Raw genomic sequence first — 18,383 nt, forward strand, 5'->3', positions numbered from 1 at the left:
GAAATAGTGGATTATAATTTAATAGCAACAACAACATTTGGAATAGAATCTATAGCTGCTAAAGAATTAAAAGCTTTAGGATATGAAGATTTAAAACTTGAAAATGGTAAGGTTCATTTTGAAGGAGATGAAATGGATATAGCTATAGCTAATATGTGGCTTAGAACAGCAGATAGAGTCTTAATTAAGGTAGCAGAATTTAAGGCGGAAAGTTTTGAGGAATTATTCCAAAGAACAACAGAAATAGATTGGTCACAATATGTTCCACAAGATGGAATGATGCATATAGTAGGAAAATCAGTTAAATCAAAATTATATAGTGTTCCAGATTGTCAATCAATAGTTAAAAAAGCTGTAGTTAAAAGCATGCAAAGAAGTTATAACACAGAATGGTTTCCAGAAGATGGTCCAGTTTATAAAATAGAAGTTGCAATCTTAAAAGATATAGTAACATTAACTATTGATACTTCAGGAGAAGGGCTTCATAAAAGAGGATATAGAGAAAATTCAGGTGGAGCTCCACTTAAAGAAACTCTTGCAGCATCACTTGTTCTTTTATCAAGATGGGATAGAAAAATGCCACTTATAGATCCAATGTGTGGTTCAGCAACTATTTTAATAGAAGCTGCTATGATAGCTAATAATATAGCACCAGGACTTAATAGAAAATTTGTAAGTGAAACTTGGCCAAACATAGATAAAGAGCTTTGGGATCAAGTAAGAGAAGGGGCAAGAAATGCAATAAAGAAAAACCCTATAAAACTTATAGGTTATGATATAGATGGAAGAGTTTTAAGAACAGCTAGAAATAATACAAAGAAAGCTGGAGTAGAAGAATATATAGAACTTCAAAGAAGAGATTTTGCAGATTTCTCATCTCCTAAGAAACATGGAGTAATTATTACTAACCCACCTTATGGAGAACGTCTAGGTGAAAAAGAAGAAGTTGAAGCTATAAATAGACGTATGGGTAAAGTTAGAAGAGATCTTAGCAGCTGGGAAATTAATGTTTTAACAGCATATCCAGCATTTGAAAAGTTTATGGGAGCTAAGGCAGATAAAAATAGAAAGCTTTATAATGGTAGACTTTTATGCTATGATTATCAATATTTTGGAGACAATAAATAATATAGAAAAAGTGAGCTAATCTAGCTCACTTTTTTTACATTAATATCATCAATAGATTTCGGTGAATCTATTAAGATAGTTTTATTTGTTGAGTAAATAACCATTCCAGGTTTCGCTCCAGAAGGTTTTTTAACATTTTTAATTAAAGTATAATCTACAGGAACTTTATTTCCGTCCTTAGCCTTACTATAAAAGGCAGCAAGAGTTGCAGCTTCTAAAAGTGTTTGCTCTGAAAATTCAAATGAAGCTATTACAACATGAGAACCAGGAATATCTTTTGTATGAAGCCAAGTATATCTTTTATCAGAAGTCTTTAATGTAAGTGTATCATTTTGAATATTATTTTTACCTACATATATATCTATTCCTTCAGAAGATTTAAAATGTAGTGGTTTAGAGATTTTTTCTTTCTTTTGTTTACCAGTTCTTCTAAATCTTATATAAGATGATTCTATAAGTTCTTTCTTTATATCTTCAATTTCTTCATAGTTATCAGCATTTTCAAGGTTTGTAGCAACAGAATATAAATAATCTAATTCTGAATTTGTAAGCTCTAATTGTTTTAAAGCTTCTATTTCAGCAGTTTTAAGCTTATTATATCTTTTGAAGTAGTGCTGAACATTTTCAGAAGGAGTTTTATTAATATCAAGAGCAATATCTAAATATTCTTCTTCTTCTGAATTATAATAATTTAAAACATTAACTGATTTATCACCTTTTTTAAAGCTATAAATATAAGAAGTTAATAACTCTCCTTTTACTTTATATATTTCTTTTTTAGCACAATCTTCTAGAGTTGCATTTAAGATTTTTATTTTCTTAAGACAACGATCTATATTAGTTGTTAGAAGTCTGTGAATATCAACACTCTTAGCGTGAAGTCTATCCTGCTTATCTTTTTCAGAATAAAATGTTTCTAAAAGTTCACTATTAGTTTCTAAGCTTTCTTTTTCACATGAATTATATATTTCTAAATCTTTAAAGTAGAAGTCAAATAATCTTCCATCCTTTGAAAACATAGTATAGCTAGTATTATCAAATAATGTAGCTTTTATATTTTCTAAGAAGTTAAATAGTTTATCTAAAACTATTTCTGAATCAACTTCATTTAAATATTTATTATATAATTCAGCAGAGTAGCTTTTACCAACCCCTGTTAAAATTCTAGAGAAAAAGCTTTCATTAAATTCAATAGGATTATCTTTAAAAAAGTTCTTTAAACTATCAAAATCTAAATTAAATAAGTTTAGCTTAGTTGATTTAGGAGGATATACATAATCTACTCCAGGATATAAAACTCTATAACTATTTTTATTAGCAGTTAAGTGCTTTATAGATTCAACTATCTTATTATCTCTTTCTCTTACAAGAGAGATATTACTATGTCTACCCATTATTTCTACTATTAAATTATAAATGCTCTCAAATCCGAGTTCATCTTTAGTTTCTATTTTAAATGTTACTATTCTATCTAAATCTTCTTGATATATATCTAATATTTTACCACCGCAAAGATATTTTCTAAGAACCATACAAAATGTAGGCGCTTTTAAAGGGTTTACTTTGCTTATGTTAGTAAAATGAATTCTTGGGTATGTAGAGCTTGAAGAAATAAGTAATTTCTTATTGCCCTTACCTCTTATAGTTAAAATTATTTCATCTTTTTCAGGTTGATTAATTTTGTCTATTTTAGAATCTATAAGATTTTCTCTTAATTCAGATACTAGACTATTTAAATAAATACCATCTAAAGCCATAAAATCATCCCTTTCTTAGCATTAATAGCATAGAATAAGTATAACACTTTGCCTAAACTATGGGCAATATAATGGAGTGAGATATTATGAAGTTTGCTAAATTAGAAGCAGTAGGAAATGATTTTATAGTTATAGAGGATTTTAATAATAAATTTAAGGGGGATGAATCTAGTTTTAGTAAAAAAATTTGTGATAGACATTTTGGAATTGGAGCAGATGGTGTTTTATTTGTTAGAGATACTGATAAAGCAGATATAGAAATGTGCATTATAAATAAAGATGGCTCATATGCTAAAATGTGCGGTAATGGAATTAGATGTTTTGCTAAATATGTTTATGAAAAAAGAATAGTAAGAAAAGATAAAATGAAAATTTTAACAGGTGATGGGGTAAAGCCAGTTAAACTAGAAATTGTAAATAATAATATAAAAGAAATTAAAGTTAATATGGGAGCAGGAGATTTTGATCCAAAGAGTATTCCAGTAAATTCAGATAAGCCAATAATAGATAATATTTTAAAAATAGGAAATGATAATGTTAGAATAACAAGTTTGCTACTTGGAGTACCCCATACTGTTATATTTGATAACTTTGATTTAGAGAAAGCACAATATATAGAAAAACACAAATTATTTTTAGAAGGAACTAATGTTAATTTCTGTAGAGTTATAGATAGAGAGAATATAGAACTTAGAACTTATGAAAGAGGTGCTGGCGAAACATTAGCTTGTGGAACAGGAAGTTGTGCAGCCGCTTTAGTGGCTTATAAAAAAGGCTATGTTAATTCTGACATAAATATTAAGTTGTTAGGAGGAATGATAAAAACAGAGCTAAGAGATGATATAATATTTATGGTGGGAAATGCAAATTTTATTTGCGAAGGAATATATTTAGGTGAGAGGTAAAATGAAAAAAAGTTATAAGATAGTATTATTATTTATTATTTCTTTAGGATTGATGTCCTTAAATGGATGTAGTAAAGAACAAAAAAATGTAGAAGATATTGATAATATAGATGTTTCAAGTAATTTAGTTTTAGATATAGAAGATAATGAAATTAAATATAAGACATTAGATAATGGTAAGCTTGTTGATTTGGATATTAAAAGTAAAGATAATCTACAAGCTTTTAATGAGTCAAAAGATATTTTGATTTTCTCAAGAATTACTGAAGATAATAAAAAAGAGATGGATATTGTATCTAAAGGAAATAAAAAGACAATAGATGTAGAAGGCTATTTAGATATGGTTTTAATAAGTAGTAATGGATCTTATACTTTATATAAAACAAGTTTAAATGGAATAAGTGTTGATTACTATATCATTAATAATAAAACTTTTGAGAAAAAGAAATTAAGAGATGATATATTAATTTCTGGAGAAATGATTAAATTTTTAGATAATGAAAATATAATTTTTTATGGTGTTGATATAAAGAAAAAAGAAAGTGGGCTATATGTTTATAATATAGAAAATGATACCTATACTCTTAAAAAGAAGATTATGGGTGGAGTTATTAGTTATTTAGAAGTTTTAGATAAAGATAATGTTGTTTATGTTGAAGGTATAGATGAAGAATCTAAGCTTATTAGTTTTAATGTAAGTAATAAAAAAGCAGAAATTTTAACAAGTAAATTTAAATATATAGAAGATAGTATTTTATATAAAGATAAACTTTACTTAAGTGCTACCCAGGATGAAAATTTAAACTTATATAGTTTAGATTTAAAATCTAAAGAGCTAAAAAGATTAACTTTTGATTTTCCTAAAAGTCTTGCAAGAACAAGTTCACTTATAGAGGAGAATGGAGAAATATATTTCTCTGATGTAAATGGGAAGATTTATAAATATGATACTATAGAGAAATCTACAAGTATTATGGATAATAAAAGTGGTATATATTTAATAAAGAGCAAATAAGGAAACTTATTTGCTTTTTTATGTTTAGAATTAAATAAGCTTGTCAATAATTTATCCTGAAGGGGTGATTATATGAATTTAGAAGCAGTTATTGATTCAGCAGCTATGAAGAGAATTCCAAAGACTATGGCTGTAAAATTTAATTTAGTTATGATACGAGATGAAGATGATAGAATAGTTGCTTATACTGACAAGATAAATAATGATAAACAATTATATTTAAATTTTATTTTTGCTAGGGAAATTAAGTTTAAAAAAGGTGAAAGAAAAGCAATACTTTCTATGATAAAAACTTATTACGATAATAGACAAGTTGATTTACTTAACGGAAACTTTATTGAAAAGCGATTAGATAAAATTTTAGAGGATGCAGTAAAAAGTTCAAGTAGTGATATTCATATAGAACCCTATAGAGATTTTGCAAATATTAGATTTAGGATTAATGGAGAACTTATTTTAATAGAAAGAATTTCAATATCAGATTATTTGTCACTTGTAAATAGGATAAAAGTACTTTCAGCAATGGATATAGCAAATAAGTTAGAGCCACAAGATGGAAAGATGACAGTTTGTTTAGATGAAAATAATTATGATGTTAGAGTTTCTAGTATTCCTACAACTAATGGAGAAAAACTAGTTTTAAGAGTTCTTTATAAAGATGTTAATTTAAATAATATAGAGAAGCTAAATTTTAGTGATAAACAAAGAAAAACTCTTGAAAAGCTTATAGGCTTAAAAAGAGGAATAATAATTATAAATGGACCTACTGGTAGTGGTAAATCCACTACTTTATATGCTTGTCTTAATTCTTTAGATAAGCAAAAGTTAAATATTAGTACAGTAGAAGATCCAGTTGAGTTTGAAATTCCTATGGTTATACAAAGTAATGTTAATGAAAAGATAGGTTTTAGCTTTTCAAAGGCTCTTAAATATATTTTAAGGCAGGATCCAGATGTTATTTTGGTTGGAGAAGTTAGAGATGAAGAAACAGCTAAAATGGCAATAAGAGCAGCTGTAACTGGACATAAAGTGTTTTCAACTATTCATACCTCTACAGGTAGAGAAGTTTATTACAGACTACTTAATATGGGGGTAGATCAATATTTAATAGATGATGCATTAGTTGGAGTTATAACACAAAGACTTATAAAAGTTTTATGTGATGATTGTAAAGAAAAAATAGATAAAAGAGAGTTTAAAAAATTAAATCTTTATGGAATAAAAGAGCTTTATAGACATAAGGGTTGTGAAAAATGTAATTATACAGGTTATAAGGGCAGAACTATAGTTGCTGAGGTTGTTGACTTAGTCAATAAAGATAAAACATTTATTGATAATTATAAATGGGGAAAAGAAATGTATGAATCAATAAATGAACTTTTGAAGGATGGAAAAATATCTATAGAAGATTATTTACTATTTAAGAATGGAGAGTTACTTATTGATTAATTTAAGAAAAAAAGTAGATTATGAAAGTATTTTATATGTATGTACTAGCATGGAAAGTTATATTTCAGCAGGCTTACAATTTGTAAAATCAATGGAGCTTATAGAAATAGGGTTAAATAATAAAGCGTATAGAGAATCTATAGAAAGAGTGGTTAAGAGAATAAAGGAAGGTGAAAGTATAGCCTTAGCATTCTCAGATGAGGGAGATTTATATACAAGTATGTTTATAGATATGCTTTTTATAGGAGAAGAAAGTGGACAAATGGAAAATGTACTTAAAAATATGACTATCCATTTTAAGAAAAAAGCTAAATTAAAAAAGCAAGTAAATTCAGCTCTTCTTTATCCCAAGTTTATAGGTCTTGCAATGCTAGGAGTAATTTTACTTTTCTTAGATACTATATTACCAACAATAGCTTCAATGTACGAAGGATTACAAGTAAAATCAAGCTTTTTAACTAGAACTATAATAAGTATGAATAAGTTTTTTGAAGACAAAAATGTATATATCTTATTTTTAGGATCTATTTTAATAGGCTTTTTAATCTATATAAGCTTAAAAAAAGTTTTAAAAGATAAAGATGTCTTTGCGAGGTTTAAGTTAAGAAAAAATTATAAGGAAGTAAATTTTATTTATATATTAAACTTAATTTTAACTAGTGGAGTTCCGTTAATTTCAGCTTTAGAAAGACTTATTCATTCAGTTGAAGATAGAAGTACTAGAAATTATATAGAAAAAATGACAAATGAGCTTAGAAGAGGTGAATCTATATTAGATTCAATTTCAGGTATAGATATTATATCTCCTGTAACAAGAAGTTTTATTTTAAGTGGAGAGAAAAGTGGTAAATTAGATAATTCAACAACTAATCTTGTAAATATTTTAGAGAATAATTTTAACAATAACCTAAAGTCTTATGTTAGTAAAATTGAGCCTATAACTCTTTGTGCTTTAGGAATATTAGTTTTAGGGCTTAGTTTAATAGTATTTATCCCTATGTATGAGTATATGAATTATGTATAGAAAAAAAGGAACTACTTTAGTTGAATTAGTTTTATATTTATCTCTTCTTGGAGTTATATCTCTTATATTTTTTACAGGTAATAATTTTAAAAAACAAAAAGAGGAAATTAGTATTGATGAAGAACTGTTAGAAATAAAATCTTTTATAGTTAAAAATAAAATGGATGCACAAAACGAAAAGGTTCCTAAAAATTTAATTGTTAGAGATAATTATATAAGTTTAGAGGGGAATAAGAAAAATAGATTAGATTTTGTTAATATAAGCAATACATCTGATTTAGTAATTAATATTAATTCTAATGGGAAAGTAGTAAATAGTTTTACTTTACTTTTAAAAGATAAAGATAAAAATACTTATAAAGTAAGAAGCTATTGGAGAAGTGGGGTAGTTTATATTGAAAAATAAGGGGAATTTACTTTTAGAAGTATCAATTGGCTTTGCTATAGCAGGTATTTTACTTTTAGTAGCATTATCTTGTGTAAATACTGCTAGCAAAATTAAAAGAGAGGCGAGTGTTGAGATGAAAAAGGCAGAGGTATTTTATATTTTAGCTAAAGAATTTGATAAAAATATTTTATATAGTGATATGGTCAATTTTAATGAAGATAAAAGATATGAAGTAAAAGATGTTTTAGAGTTAAATACTTTAGAGAATTTTATAGATATAGAAGAATTAGATGATATGTATTTTGAAGTTGATAATGTTACTGAAGAATCTTTAGATGTTTTTATAGGAAATAGTAGGTCAAAAAATTCTAATGATAAATTAGTTTTTAGGAAGTATAAATGCATAGGGTAAAAAAGAAAGGATATCTATTATTAGAATTAGTTATTTATATAGCTTTAGCAGGTGTTTTACTAATAGGAGTTATGAATATGGGATTATCCTTTATTAAGGCATATAAAAATTATGATATAGATCTTCAAAATGAGCTTAATTTTATTGAATTAGATAATTTTTTAAGTGATAAGTTAAATAGAGAAGGCGTAACTGCTTATTATGATGATAAAAATTATGAATATAAAGATACATTAATAATTGAAAGTATACTTAGTGATGGTATAAGCGTAGAAAAAATGAATGTATCTGAGCAAAAGCTAGTAGTATATTTTAAAAGATTTAAGGATAGTGCTTATACTGGAGAGATGATCTTAGCTAATAAAATTAAGGAGATAGAAATAAAGGAAAATGGAAATCTTATTTATATAAAATTTAAATTTAATAATGGATATGAAAGAATAGGTGTTTATGAAAAGTAAAAAAGGATTTGTAATTTTAGAAGTATTAGTATGGTTAGCTTTTATTTCGTTTATAGCCTTATTTATTTTAAATAAAGAAATTCAAAGAAATAAAATTTTAAGTACTAAAATTACTTTATTGACTAAATATAAAAGTTATTATCCACAAGAGGAATTCTTATTGAATTATAAAAATTATCTGAAGGATAAATCCTTAAGTGAAGGAAATGAGACTTTAACAGATGATTTTGTTAAATCTAATAGATATAAATTAAGAATAGAAAATAGAGAGTTTAATATAAAATATGATTTATTAAAAGAAGTATTTGTTATTGAGACTTTTAATTATGGAAAAGCAATTGAAGTCCCAGTGTATTATAAATATAAATTAGAGGAAAATGAGATTATTTTTTTAAGAATATAGGAATTTATATATATTTATTTTTATAGCAAATATTATGTCACATATAAAAATAAATATTATATAATATAAATGTATAATAATGTTTGTTAAAATAATTGCATTTAGATATAGTATTTGATAAAATTACATTGTCGCTTTTATGCAAGACAGGAATTGTCAGAGAATTATTTATAGTATAACTTATTACATATAAACTAATTGAATTAATTATATTTTAACAGGTTATACTATAAATGAATTATTGAATTTTGGAGGGATATTAAATGATATCAGCAGGTGATATAAGAAAAGGAACAACTTTTGAGCTTGATGGACAAGTGTTTACAGTAATAGACTTTTTACACGTTAAGCCAGGAAAGGGAGCTGCATTCGTAAGAACAAAACTTAGAAATGTTATAGCAGGTGGAGCAGTAGATAGAACTTTCAACCCAACAGATAAGTTACAAGAAGCTGTTATAGAAAGAAAAGAAATGCAATACCTTTATTCAGATGGAGAATTATACTACTTCATGGATAATGAAACATATGAACAAATCCCATTAAACTATGAAAAAGTTGAAAATGCAATAAAGTACTTAAAAGAAAACATGTCAGCAATAATCAAATTCTACAAAGGAGATGCTTTCTCAGTTGAAGCACCTAACTTCGTTGAATTATTAATTACTGAATGTGAACCTGCAGTTAAAGGTAATACAGCAACAAATGCTTTAAGACCAGCAACTCTTGAAACAGGTGCGGTAGTTCAAGTACCTATGTTTGTTGAACAAGGAGATACAATCAGAGTAGATACAAGAACAAACGAATATATGGAAAGAATATAGTTTAATTTCTAAAATTATGCTAAGCTTATATTAAGCTTAGCATATTTACTATAAGGAAGTGTATAGGATGGAGAATATTCGTAAAAATTTAGATGAATTAAAGCTTATTTTAGAAGAAAATAAAGATATGGATAATGTATTTAATAGAAAACTTCTAGAGATAGTAAATGGATTATATAATAATTTAGAAGAAACTCAAGTAAATCTTGAAAGTGTTGCTGAAGATTTATCATTAATAAATGATGATCTATCAGAAGTTCAAGAAGAAGTTTTTGAAGAACTTAGCTTTGAAGAATTAGAAGAATATGAAGATGAGTATGTTGAAGTTAGATGCTCAAATTGTGATAAACCTATATTCGTTGAAAAATCAGTTCTAAAAAGTGAAGAAGGAATAAACTGTCCATATTGTGAAAATAAAATAAAGTAAGTTAAAAATAAAGGTAGTTATCTAAAATAGATAGCTACCTTTTTATTTATTTAATTAATAAAAACACTCTATAAAATATAGAGTTTTTTTTATTTTCAGTAATAATTTCTTATGTAAAGTAGTATTAATTTAAAGAGGTGAAAGGAGAGTGTTAAGTGGAAAGAATATTAAAGCTTTTACCTAAAGCATTAGTAGATGAAATTAATAGTTTAGCTGTATCTAATTATATAGAAGAAATAAGAATTAGTGCTTTTAAACCATTGATTATAATTGCTAGAGGAGAAGAAATGATTAGCTCATATAAAGTAACTACTGAGAATATAAAGAGTATAGTTCAAAAGATAAGTAATTACTCATTATATGCTTTTGAAGATGAGATAAGACAGGGCTACATAACAATTGAAGGTGGGCATAGAGTTGGAATATCAGGTCAATGTATTATAGAGAACAATAAAGTCAAAACAATAAAATATATAAGTTCACTTAATATAAGAGTAGCTAGAGAAATTGTAGGTTGTTCTAATAAGATAATGAAATATATTTTAGATGGAGGGAACATAAATAATACCTTAATAGTATCTCCACCTAAGTGTGGTAAGACAACTTTATTAAGAGATATTACTAGAAATATATCTAATGGATATTCTAATTTAAATTTTAAAGGAAAAAGAGTAGCTGTCATTGATGAAAGAAGTGAAATAGCATCTTCATATAGAGGGATTCCACAAATGAATATTGGAATTAGGACAGATGTATATGATAACTGCATTAAAGATGAAGGTATTTTAATGGCTATAAGGACTATGGCTCCAGATTTAATTATTTGTGATGAGATAGGAACTAAGAAAGATATAGAAGGGCTTACTATGGCTTTTAATTCAGGAGTAAATATAATCTGTACACTGCATGGAAATAATGTAGAGGATGTTTATAGTAGAACTGTTTTTAGAGATATATTACAAAATAAGCTTATAAAAAAGATAATAGTTTTAAGCAATAAAAAGGGAATAGGTACTATTGAGTCTGTTTATAATGTTTGATTGGAGGAGTTTATGATAAAAATAATTTTATTAGTTTTTATAGTAATATTATGTACTACTATTGGATATTTATATGGAGAGGAATTTAGAAAAAGGTATTTAGAACTAAATCAAATAATGGTTAATCTTATTGATATGGAGAATGAAATTGTTTATAGTTATCAGACTCTACCAGAATTAATTGCTGATATTGCAAATAAATCTGATGGTGCTGTTAGTGATATGTTTACAGAAGTTGCAGAAATGCTATTAAGAGGTGAAATAGATGATGTTAATTCAGCATTTGATATTTCTATGAAAAAGTATAAGGATAAATTATCTGTTAAAAAAGAGGATTTAGATATACTTTTGGATCTCTCAAAATCTCTTGGAGAAACTGATGTAATTGGACAAGGTCAAATATTTAAATTGGCAAAAGAAAAGATATCACGCAGAATTCAAGAAGCAGAGCTAGATTATAAAAAAAATTGTAAGGTTTATAAAACTCTAGGTGTTGGTATTGGATTTATGATAGCTATTTTTTTAGTCTAAATATTATTTTGGAGATAGGAGGATTTTATGGTGGATTTAGATTTAATTTTTAAGCTTGGAGGTATCGGCATAATATTAGTTATTTTAGATAAGGTTTTATCAGCAAGTGGAAAAAGTGAAATAGCAACACTAATAAATTTAACAGGTATAGTTATTATACTTACTATGGTCGTAGTTTTAATAAGTAATTTATTTAATTCAGTAAAAACTATGTTTACTTTATAGGTGATTCTATGGAAATTTTAAAGATTGTGAGCTTTGCATTAGTTGCTTTATTCTTTTACTTAGTATTAAAAGAGTTTAAAAGCTCAGTATCATTTGGGATTATTTTAGCTGCTGGTATAGGAATATTTTTATTTATGTTACCTCAGCTTTCACAGGTTTTAATTTTTATAAGGGAAATGGCAAATGAAGCAGGTGTAGATATAGTATACATTGAAGTTGTAATGAAAATTTTAGGAATTTCATATGTAGCTTCTTTCTGCTCAGAGCTTTGTAAAGATGCTGGTTCTGGAACACTAGCATCTAAAGTTGAATTTTCAGCTAAAATAATGATATTAGTTTTGGCTATACCAATATTAGTAGCAGTTTTAAATTCTATTTTAAAGATAATGTAGGTGAATCTCTATGGGGAAAAAAATAATAAAAGTTATCTTTAGTTTTTTAATTATAATAATGAGTTTCAATGTTGTAGCTTTAGCAGAAAATAATGATAAGATACAAAGCTTTGAAGATACAAAAGAAAGTTTAGAGTCAGATGAAAGTATCAAAAAGTTCTATAAATATGTAAATGAACTTAATTTAGAAAGTGAAATAATAGAAGGGATGGATGTAAAGGAGTATGTAGAAAAGTTTATAGAAACAGGTAAGTCACCTATTAATATTTCTACAGTAGTACAAGGTCTAGTTTCTTATATGTTTAAAGAAGTTGGACTAGTTGTAAAATTTTTATTATCAGTATTAGTTATAGCTCTTTTAAGTGCTCTTCTTAAAAATCTACAAAGTGCATTTAATTCTGATGCAATAAGTAATATAGCATTTTTTGCTTTTTATGCAATAACAATAATGTTGCTTACATCAAGTTTTTTACTTGGACTTAATATAGCAAAATCAGTATTACAAAGTTTAGTTGATTTTATGGCAGTTCTAATGCCAGTATTAGTATTTTTATTATCTACTGCTGGAGGAATAACATCAGCACTAACTATAGATCCAGTAGTTTTAGCTGTAGTTTCTATTACTCCTAAGATATATATAGATTTTATATTTCCTTTAATACTTATGTTCTTTGTCCTTCAATTTGTAAATAACTTAACTACTGAACATAAGATTAGTAATATATGCAAACTTGTAAAGCAAATTGCTATGTGGGCTCAGGGATTTGTGTTAACTGTTTTTGTAGGGATAATGGCTATAAGAGGAATAAGTGCTAGTACAATAGATGCTGTTACTCTTAAAACTGCTAAATTTGCAGTAGATAATTTTATACCTATTGTAGGCAAATCATTTTCAGATGCTATAAGTACTGTTGCAGGATATTCTTTACTTTTAAAAAGTGCAATAAGTTCTGTAGGGCTAATAGTTGTTATAGCTATAATAGTTTATCCACTTATAAAAATGTTAATGATGTTGTTTTCCTATAGGATAACAGCAGCAGTTATACAACCTGTAGCTGATAAAAGAATGGTAGATGCAATAAGCTCTGTAGGTGATGCTATGACCATGTTATTTTCAAGTGTATTAGTGATAAGTATTATATTTTTTATATTAATAGCTATAATGTCATCAGCAGGAAAATTTGTAGTAGGAGGGTAATAGATGGTTTATTTAAAGGAGTTTGTTTTTACTCTGACAACAATAACAATTTTTATAGTAGCAGTAGAACTTGTATTACCTAATAATAGCTTTAAAAAATATCAGAATTTTGTACTTTCATTAATAATGCTTGCTGTAATGATAAGTCCAATTATTAAAATTTTTAATAGTGGCAGTGATATAGCAAAGGAAATAGAAACAGTTTTTGATTTTTCAGGATCAGTTAAAGAGCCTAAAAAGGATAGTATTTATGAAGATGATTCTAGTAAGTCTTTTATAATAAATAGATTAGAAGAAAATCTTAGATTACTCCTAGCAAGTGAATTTAAGGATTATAAATTTAAAGTAGATTTAGATGCAAAGGTAGATTTAGATACTTATGATATTAAAGTAAGTAAAGTGGTTATAAAATATAAATCTACTAAAAAGGTAGATAAGGTTGAAAAAGTAGTAATTGGTGATGAAGGTGAAGAAGAAGAAAATTTACCTATAGTAAAGGAGATAAAGGAGCTTATTGCGAAGGAAGTAAAAATTAGTGAGGATAATATTAAGGTTATAAAGGAGTAGAGGGTTTATGGATAACGAGAAAATTGAGGGATTCATAAAAAAGATAGGTAAAAATAAAAGAGTTACTATACTTCTAGGAACAGTTCTTGTACTTATTTTGATAAGTCTTTGCTTGTCATATTTAAATGATGTAAATAATATAACTAGAAGTGAAAAGAAAAATAGTGTTAATGTAACTGCTACTGATGATAGTGGTTCTGAAACACAAATTACAGATGTAGAATATGAAGAAAAACAAGAGAAGGATCTAGGGAGTATTTTATCTAAAATAAATGGAGTCGGTAAAGTAGATGTTAAGCTAAGATTTGGTGGCAGTGAAGTAAAGATTCCAGCTACAGATGTTAATACTCAGGAAAGTAAAACAGAAGAAACAGATACTGAAGGTGGCAAAAGAATTAATGATCAAACAACAGGTGGAGAGAAAATTGTTATGAAAAATGATGATGAAGGAAATTCTCCATTTATTTTAGAAACTAAGAAACCAAAGGTTACAGGAGTTATAGTAGTAGCAGAAGGGGCAGAAAACAGTAAGATAAAGTATGAAATAACAAAAGCAGTAGCTAGCTTATATGACATAAGTTTAGATGATGTAAATGTATTTCCTAGAGGAGAGAATTAAAAATAATTTGGAGGGGTTATAAATTATGAATAATAAAGGTATAAATTCAAAACAAGCAATGATATTAGTTACTCTTATGATTGGTATATTATGTGTAGGAGTACTAGCTCATAATGTAAATAAAAATTATAGTAGTGATGGAGATTTTGCTCTTGCAATGAAGGAAGCGGGAAAACAAAATGAAGAAAAGAAAGCAGATGATTCAAAAACATCATCAGATTATTTTTATGAAACAAGAAGTATTAGAGAACAAGGTGACCAAAAAGAAGTTGAAACTTTAAAAGCTATAATTGCTGATGATAATACTTCTAAAGATCAAAAAGAAAATGCTACAGAAAAATTAACAAGTAAAACTAATAATAGAAATTTAGAAAATAGAATTGAACTTAATGTAAAGAGTAAAGGATATAAAGATGTAATTTGCTTTTTAGATGATGATAAGGCAAGAGTTATTATAAGCCAAAAAGATAAGTTAAAAGAAGAACAAACTTTAGAAATTCAAGATATAGTTAAAGATGTTGCAAAGGTATATGACATACAAATAGAGGCTAAATAATTAATTGTATTGTAAACCTATATTTGATATAATGAATCTATAATTAACAAGTTTTAGTGGTAAAACTAAGTAGGAGGGTTCACTTTTATGGATCAAATAAATAAAGAGAATACTAACTTAGGAATAGTTAAAATTTCTGATGAGGTAATAGGTGTTATATCTGCAATTGCAGCTTCTGAAATAGAAGGAGTAGTAGATTTTGATGCAAAAGGTTTAACACATAAACTTAAAGGTAAAAAACATATAGGTAAATCTGTAAAGGTAAGTATGGATACAGATGCCGCAGTTATAGAAATTGGAATAGCAGTATCTTATGGAGTTAATATTCCTGAGATAGTTAAGCAAGTTCAAGAAAATGTTAAGAAAACAGTAGAAGCAATTACAGGGTTAAATGTAAAATCTGTTAATGTTATAGTTCAGAATATAATTATTTCAAAGAACGAAGAAGAAATCGAAATAAAATAAAAATAAAAGTCACCCTCTGCTATAAACAGAGGGTGTTTGCTTGTTGACAAAATAGGGTAAGATAATATATAAATAACTAAGATAAAATAAAAAAGATGAATAAGAGTAATGATGGAACCTAGGAGGAGAATATGAATAGAAAAAAATCAAGAGAATATTTAATGCAATTAGTTTATCAAATGCAAATTAGCAAGGAAAGTGCTGGAGAAGTATATGATAGCTTTATGGAAAATGAAGAAATATCAAAAGATGGTATAGATTTAACATACATAAAGAGCTGTCTTATAGGAATCATGACTAATAAAGATATATTAGATGCAAAAATATCAGAAAATCTAGTAAATTGGAAAATAAATAGAATATCTAAGGTAAATCTTTCAATACTTAGAGTAGCAGTTTATGAACTAATATACAAAGAAGATATCCCAGCAAAAGTTGCTATAAACGAAGCTATTGAATTATGTAAAGAATTCTCTGATGAAAAGTCAGTTTCATTTGTTAATGGAGTTTTAGATAAGATATATAAAAAATCATTAAACTAAGTTAGGAGTAGAATTTATGGGGAAGATTATAGATGGAAAAGCAGTAGCAGAGGGTATAAAAGAAGAAATAAGGGTATTTATAAAAGATAGAAAAGAAAATAATAAAACTCTTCCTAAGATCGTATCTATATTAGTGGGTGAAGATGGAGGCTCAATCTATTATCAAAATTTTCAAGAGAAGATAGCAGAAAGTCTTGGTGTGGAATTTAATAAATTAAAGCTTTCTAGCGATATAGAAGAATCGGTTTTAAAAGATATTATTAAAGACTTAAATAAAAATGAAGAGGTTGATGGAATAATGATTTTATTACCTCTTCCTAAACATATAAATGAAGCTGAAATTACTAATTTAATTAGTAGTGAAAAAGATTTAGATTGTTTATCAGAAAAAACAGTTGGTAAATTTTATAAGGGTGAAGAAACATATAAACCTTGTACACCATATAGTGTAATAACTCTTTTAAAGAGTTATAATGTAGAGCTTGAAGGAGCAAATGTTGTTATAATAGGTAGAAGTAATATTGTTGGGAAACCACTTGTTCAAATGTTTTTAAATGAAAATGCAACAGTGACTATATGCCATTCTAGAACTAAAAACTTAAGAGACATAACTAAAAGAGCAGATATAGTTGTAGCTGCTATAGGAAAACCTAAATTTATTGATGGATCATATATAAAAGAAGGTGCAGTAGTCATAGATGTAGGTACAACTCGTTTTGAAGGTAAGATAACAGGTGATGTTAATTATGATGAGGTATATGAAAAAGCTAGTCTTATAACACCTGTACCAGGTGGAGTTGGAGCTTTAACCACGACGTTATTATTTAAAAATCTTTGTGAAGGAATGAAATAATATGAAGCTAAAAACTTTAACAGTTTCAGAAGTAAATAATTATTTAAAAAGGGTAGTAGATAATGATTTTATTATGAACAATTTATCTGTGAAAGGTGAAGTTTCAAACTTAAAATTTCATTCAAGTGGACATATATATTTTTCTTTAAAAGATGGTGAAAGTAAGATTAACTGCGTTATGTTTAAAAGTGACGCAGTTAATTTAGATTTTCTTTTAGAGAATGGAATGGAAGTTAGTGTTAAGGCAAGACTTTCAATCTATATGAAAGAAGGTAATTATCAGTTATATTGTAGAGAAATTGATAATGTAGGAATTGGAAAGCTTTTTGAAAAATATGAGCAAATGAAAAAAGAACTAGAGGCAGAAGGCCTATTTAGTGATTTTTATAAAAGGAAAATAGTTAAATTCCCGAAAAGAGTAGGTGTTATAACATCTGCTACAGGAGCAGCTGTAAAAGATATTATAAGAGTTATTAGAAGAAGGAATAATTTAGTAGATATAGTTGTGTATCCAGCAAAAGTTCAAGGGAATTTAGCAGAAGAAACACTTATAAATGGAATAAGATATTTTAATAATAAAAATAATGTTGAAACTATAATAATAGGTAGAGGTGGAGGCTCTATAGAAGAGCTATGGGCTTTTAATAGTAGAGAACTTGCTTATGAAATATTTAATAGTAAGATACCTGTAATCTCAGCAGTAGGTCATGAAACTGATTTTACTATTTGTGATTTTGTTAGTGATGTAAGGGCAGCAACTCCATCAGCAGCTGCTGAAATTAGTGTACCTGTTTTAAAAGAAGAAAGAATACATTTAAAAAATTTGGAGAGTATTTTAATAAGAGATATTAATAGAGTAATAGAAAGAGAGAATAAAAATCTTGAATATATATCTAAAATTTTAAGTAATAATTCACCATCAATAATTGTTGAGCGTGAAAAAGAGAAATTAGGTATTTTATCTAAGAATTTAGAGGATATTATTAGTCAAAGGATAGATAAAGAAAAAGATAAAATAAGCTCTATGAATAAAATATTAAATAGTATGAATCCATTAAATGTTTTAGATAGAGGATTTTCTGTAGTAAGTGATGAAAAGGGTAATCTCTTAACAAGTATAGAAAATTTAAAAGAAACTAAAAATATAGAAATTGGTATGAGAGATGGGAAAGCTAAGGGTAAATTTGAATTTTTAAAATAGAGGT

At 26.7% G+C, this 18,383-nt stretch carries 24 protein-coding genes; 23 read left to right on the forward strand and 1 reads right to left on the reverse strand.

The genetic code is table 11. The annotated features are described in order from the left end of the window. Positions 1–6 precede the first annotated feature (6 nt). Positions 7–1,128: a THUMP domain-containing class I SAM-dependent RNA methyltransferase gene (locus BN8917_RS07910; RefSeq protein ID WP_066872975.1), complete on the forward strand. Its 1,122-nt coding sequence runs from the start codon at positions 7–9 to the stop codon at positions 1,126–1,128. Between the two features lie 20 nt (positions 1,129–1,148). On the opposite strand, the gene BN8917_RS07915 is transcribed toward BN8917_RS07910, so the two are convergent. Continuing rightward, positions 1,149–2,885: an Rqc2 family fibronectin-binding protein gene (locus tag BN8917_RS07915; RefSeq protein ID WP_066872978.1), complete on the reverse strand. Its 1,737-nt coding sequence runs from the start codon at positions 2,883–2,885 to the stop codon at positions 1,149–1,151. 86 nt (positions 2,886–2,971) lie between these two features. On the opposite strand from BN8917_RS07915, the gene dapF reads away from it, so the two are divergent. The 22 genes from dapF to xseA all read left to right on the forward strand — a co-directional run bounded on the left by dapF (position 2,972) and on the right by xseA (position 18,379). Next, positions 2,972–3,790, forward strand: coding sequence for a diaminopimelate epimerase (gene dapF, locus BN8917_RS07920; protein ID WP_066872981.1), 819 nt, complete (start codon positions 2,972–2,974; stop codon positions 3,788–3,790). A 1-nt stretch (position 3,791) separates the two neighbouring features. After that, complete coding sequence (locus tag BN8917_RS07925; RefSeq protein ID WP_066872983.1) at positions 3,792–4,805, forward strand: hypothetical protein; 1,014 nt, start codon at positions 3,792–3,794, stop codon at positions 4,803–4,805. A 72-nt stretch (positions 4,806–4,877) separates the two neighbouring features. Continuing rightward, positions 4,878–6,254 (forward strand): GspE/PulE family protein, encoded by a 1,377-nt coding sequence (locus tag BN8917_RS07930; RefSeq protein WP_084748540.1) that lies wholly within the window; start codon positions 4,878–4,880, stop codon positions 6,252–6,254. Continuing rightward, positions 6,247–7,278 (forward strand): type II secretion system F family protein, encoded by a 1,032-nt coding sequence (locus BN8917_RS07935; protein WP_066872987.1) that lies wholly within the window; start codon positions 6,247–6,249, stop codon positions 7,276–7,278. Before BN8917_RS07930 ends, BN8917_RS07935 begins: the two co-directional genes overlap by 8 nt. Continuing rightward, positions 7,271–7,684 (forward strand): hypothetical protein, encoded by a 414-nt coding sequence (locus tag BN8917_RS07940; protein ID WP_066872991.1) that lies wholly within the window; start codon positions 7,271–7,273, stop codon positions 7,682–7,684. The genes BN8917_RS07935 and BN8917_RS07940 overlap by 8 nt, the downstream gene beginning before the upstream one ends. Continuing rightward, complete coding sequence (locus BN8917_RS07945; protein ID WP_066872994.1) at positions 7,674–8,078, forward strand: hypothetical protein; 405 nt, start codon at positions 7,674–7,676, stop codon at positions 8,076–8,078. Before BN8917_RS07940 ends, BN8917_RS07945 begins: the two co-directional genes overlap by 11 nt. Further along, positions 8,066–8,539, forward strand: coding sequence for a type II secretion system protein (locus BN8917_RS07950; RefSeq protein WP_066872997.1), 474 nt, complete (start codon positions 8,066–8,068; stop codon positions 8,537–8,539). Before BN8917_RS07945 ends, BN8917_RS07950 begins: the two co-directional genes overlap by 13 nt. Continuing rightward, entirely contained in the window at positions 8,529–8,942 is a 414-nt protein-coding gene (locus BN8917_RS07955; protein WP_066873000.1) for a hypothetical protein, read from the forward strand. The genes BN8917_RS07950 and BN8917_RS07955 overlap by 11 nt, the downstream gene beginning before the upstream one ends. A gap of 263 nt (positions 8,943–9,205) precedes the next feature. Further along, on the forward strand, positions 9,206–9,763 hold the full coding sequence (gene efp / locus BN8917_RS07960; RefSeq protein WP_066873003.1) for an elongation factor P: 558 nt from the start codon (positions 9,206–9,208) through the stop codon (positions 9,761–9,763). A 67-nt stretch (positions 9,764–9,830) separates the two neighbouring features. Next, positions 9,831–10,190: a hypothetical protein gene (locus BN8917_RS07965; protein WP_066873006.1), complete on the forward strand. Its 360-nt coding sequence runs from the start codon at positions 9,831–9,833 to the stop codon at positions 10,188–10,190. Between the two features lie 155 nt (positions 10,191–10,345). Then, positions 10,346–11,230, forward strand: coding sequence for a stage III sporulation protein AA (gene spoIIIAA / locus BN8917_RS07970; RefSeq protein WP_066873009.1), 885 nt, complete (start codon positions 10,346–10,348; stop codon positions 11,228–11,230). A 12-nt stretch (positions 11,231–11,242) separates the two neighbouring features. Then, a complete protein-coding gene (gene spoIIIAB, locus BN8917_RS07975) occupies positions 11,243–11,761 on the forward strand; it encodes a stage III sporulation protein SpoIIIAB (protein ID WP_066873012.1) in 519 nt (172 codons plus the stop codon). A 27-nt stretch (positions 11,762–11,788) separates the two neighbouring features. Continuing rightward, positions 11,789–11,986, forward strand: a complete 198-nt coding sequence (gene spoIIIAC / locus BN8917_RS07980; RefSeq protein WP_066873015.1) for a stage III sporulation protein AC — start codon at positions 11,789–11,791, stop codon at positions 11,984–11,986. 8 nt (positions 11,987–11,994) lie between these two features. Next, entirely contained in the window at positions 11,995–12,378 is a 384-nt protein-coding gene (spoIIIAD, locus tag BN8917_RS07985) for a stage III sporulation protein AD (RefSeq protein WP_066873018.1), read from the forward strand. 10 nt (positions 12,379–12,388) lie between these two features. After that, positions 12,389–13,576, forward strand: a complete 1,188-nt coding sequence (spoIIIAE, locus tag BN8917_RS07990; RefSeq protein WP_066873021.1) for a stage III sporulation protein AE — start codon at positions 12,389–12,391, stop codon at positions 13,574–13,576. A 3-nt stretch (positions 13,577–13,579) separates the two neighbouring features. Further along, positions 13,580–14,143: a stage III sporulation protein AF gene (gene spoIIIAF / locus BN8917_RS07995; RefSeq protein WP_066873024.1), complete on the forward strand. Its 564-nt coding sequence runs from the start codon at positions 13,580–13,582 to the stop codon at positions 14,141–14,143. Between the two features lie 7 nt (positions 14,144–14,150). Next, on the forward strand, positions 14,151–14,762 hold the full coding sequence (spoIIIAG, locus tag BN8917_RS08000) for a stage III sporulation protein AG (RefSeq protein WP_066873028.1): 612 nt from the start codon (positions 14,151–14,153) through the stop codon (positions 14,760–14,762). 25 nt (positions 14,763–14,787) lie between these two features. Continuing rightward, positions 14,788–15,318 carry a SpoIIIAH-like family protein gene (locus tag BN8917_RS08005; protein WP_066873032.1) on the forward strand — a complete coding sequence of 177 codons (531 nt, stop codon included), beginning with the start codon at positions 14,788–14,790 and terminating at the stop codon, positions 15,316–15,318. Between the two features lie 87 nt (positions 15,319–15,405). After that, positions 15,406–15,783 carry an Asp23/Gls24 family envelope stress response protein gene (locus BN8917_RS08010; protein WP_066873035.1) on the forward strand — a complete coding sequence of 126 codons (378 nt, stop codon included), beginning with the start codon at positions 15,406–15,408 and terminating at the stop codon, positions 15,781–15,783. Positions 15,784–15,914: 131 nt separating this feature from the next. Continuing rightward, positions 15,915–16,325 (forward strand): transcription antitermination factor NusB, encoded by a 411-nt coding sequence (gene nusB, locus BN8917_RS08015; RefSeq protein ID WP_066873038.1) that lies wholly within the window; start codon positions 15,915–15,917, stop codon positions 16,323–16,325. Between the two features lie 16 nt (positions 16,326–16,341). Continuing rightward, positions 16,342–17,178, forward strand: coding sequence for a tetrahydrofolate dehydrogenase/cyclohydrolase catalytic domain-containing protein (locus tag BN8917_RS08020; RefSeq protein ID WP_066873042.1), 837 nt, complete (start codon positions 16,342–16,344; stop codon positions 17,176–17,178). Between the two features lies 1 nt (position 17,179). Next, entirely contained in the window at positions 17,180–18,379 is a 1,200-nt protein-coding gene (xseA, locus tag BN8917_RS08025; RefSeq protein ID WP_066873045.1) for an exodeoxyribonuclease VII large subunit, read from the forward strand. Positions 18,380–18,383 lie beyond the last annotated feature (4 nt).

This window comes from Clostridium mediterraneense (assembly GCF_900091705.1).
Lineage (GTDB): Bacteria > Bacillota > Clostridia > Clostridiales > Clostridiaceae > Sarcina > Sarcina mediterraneense.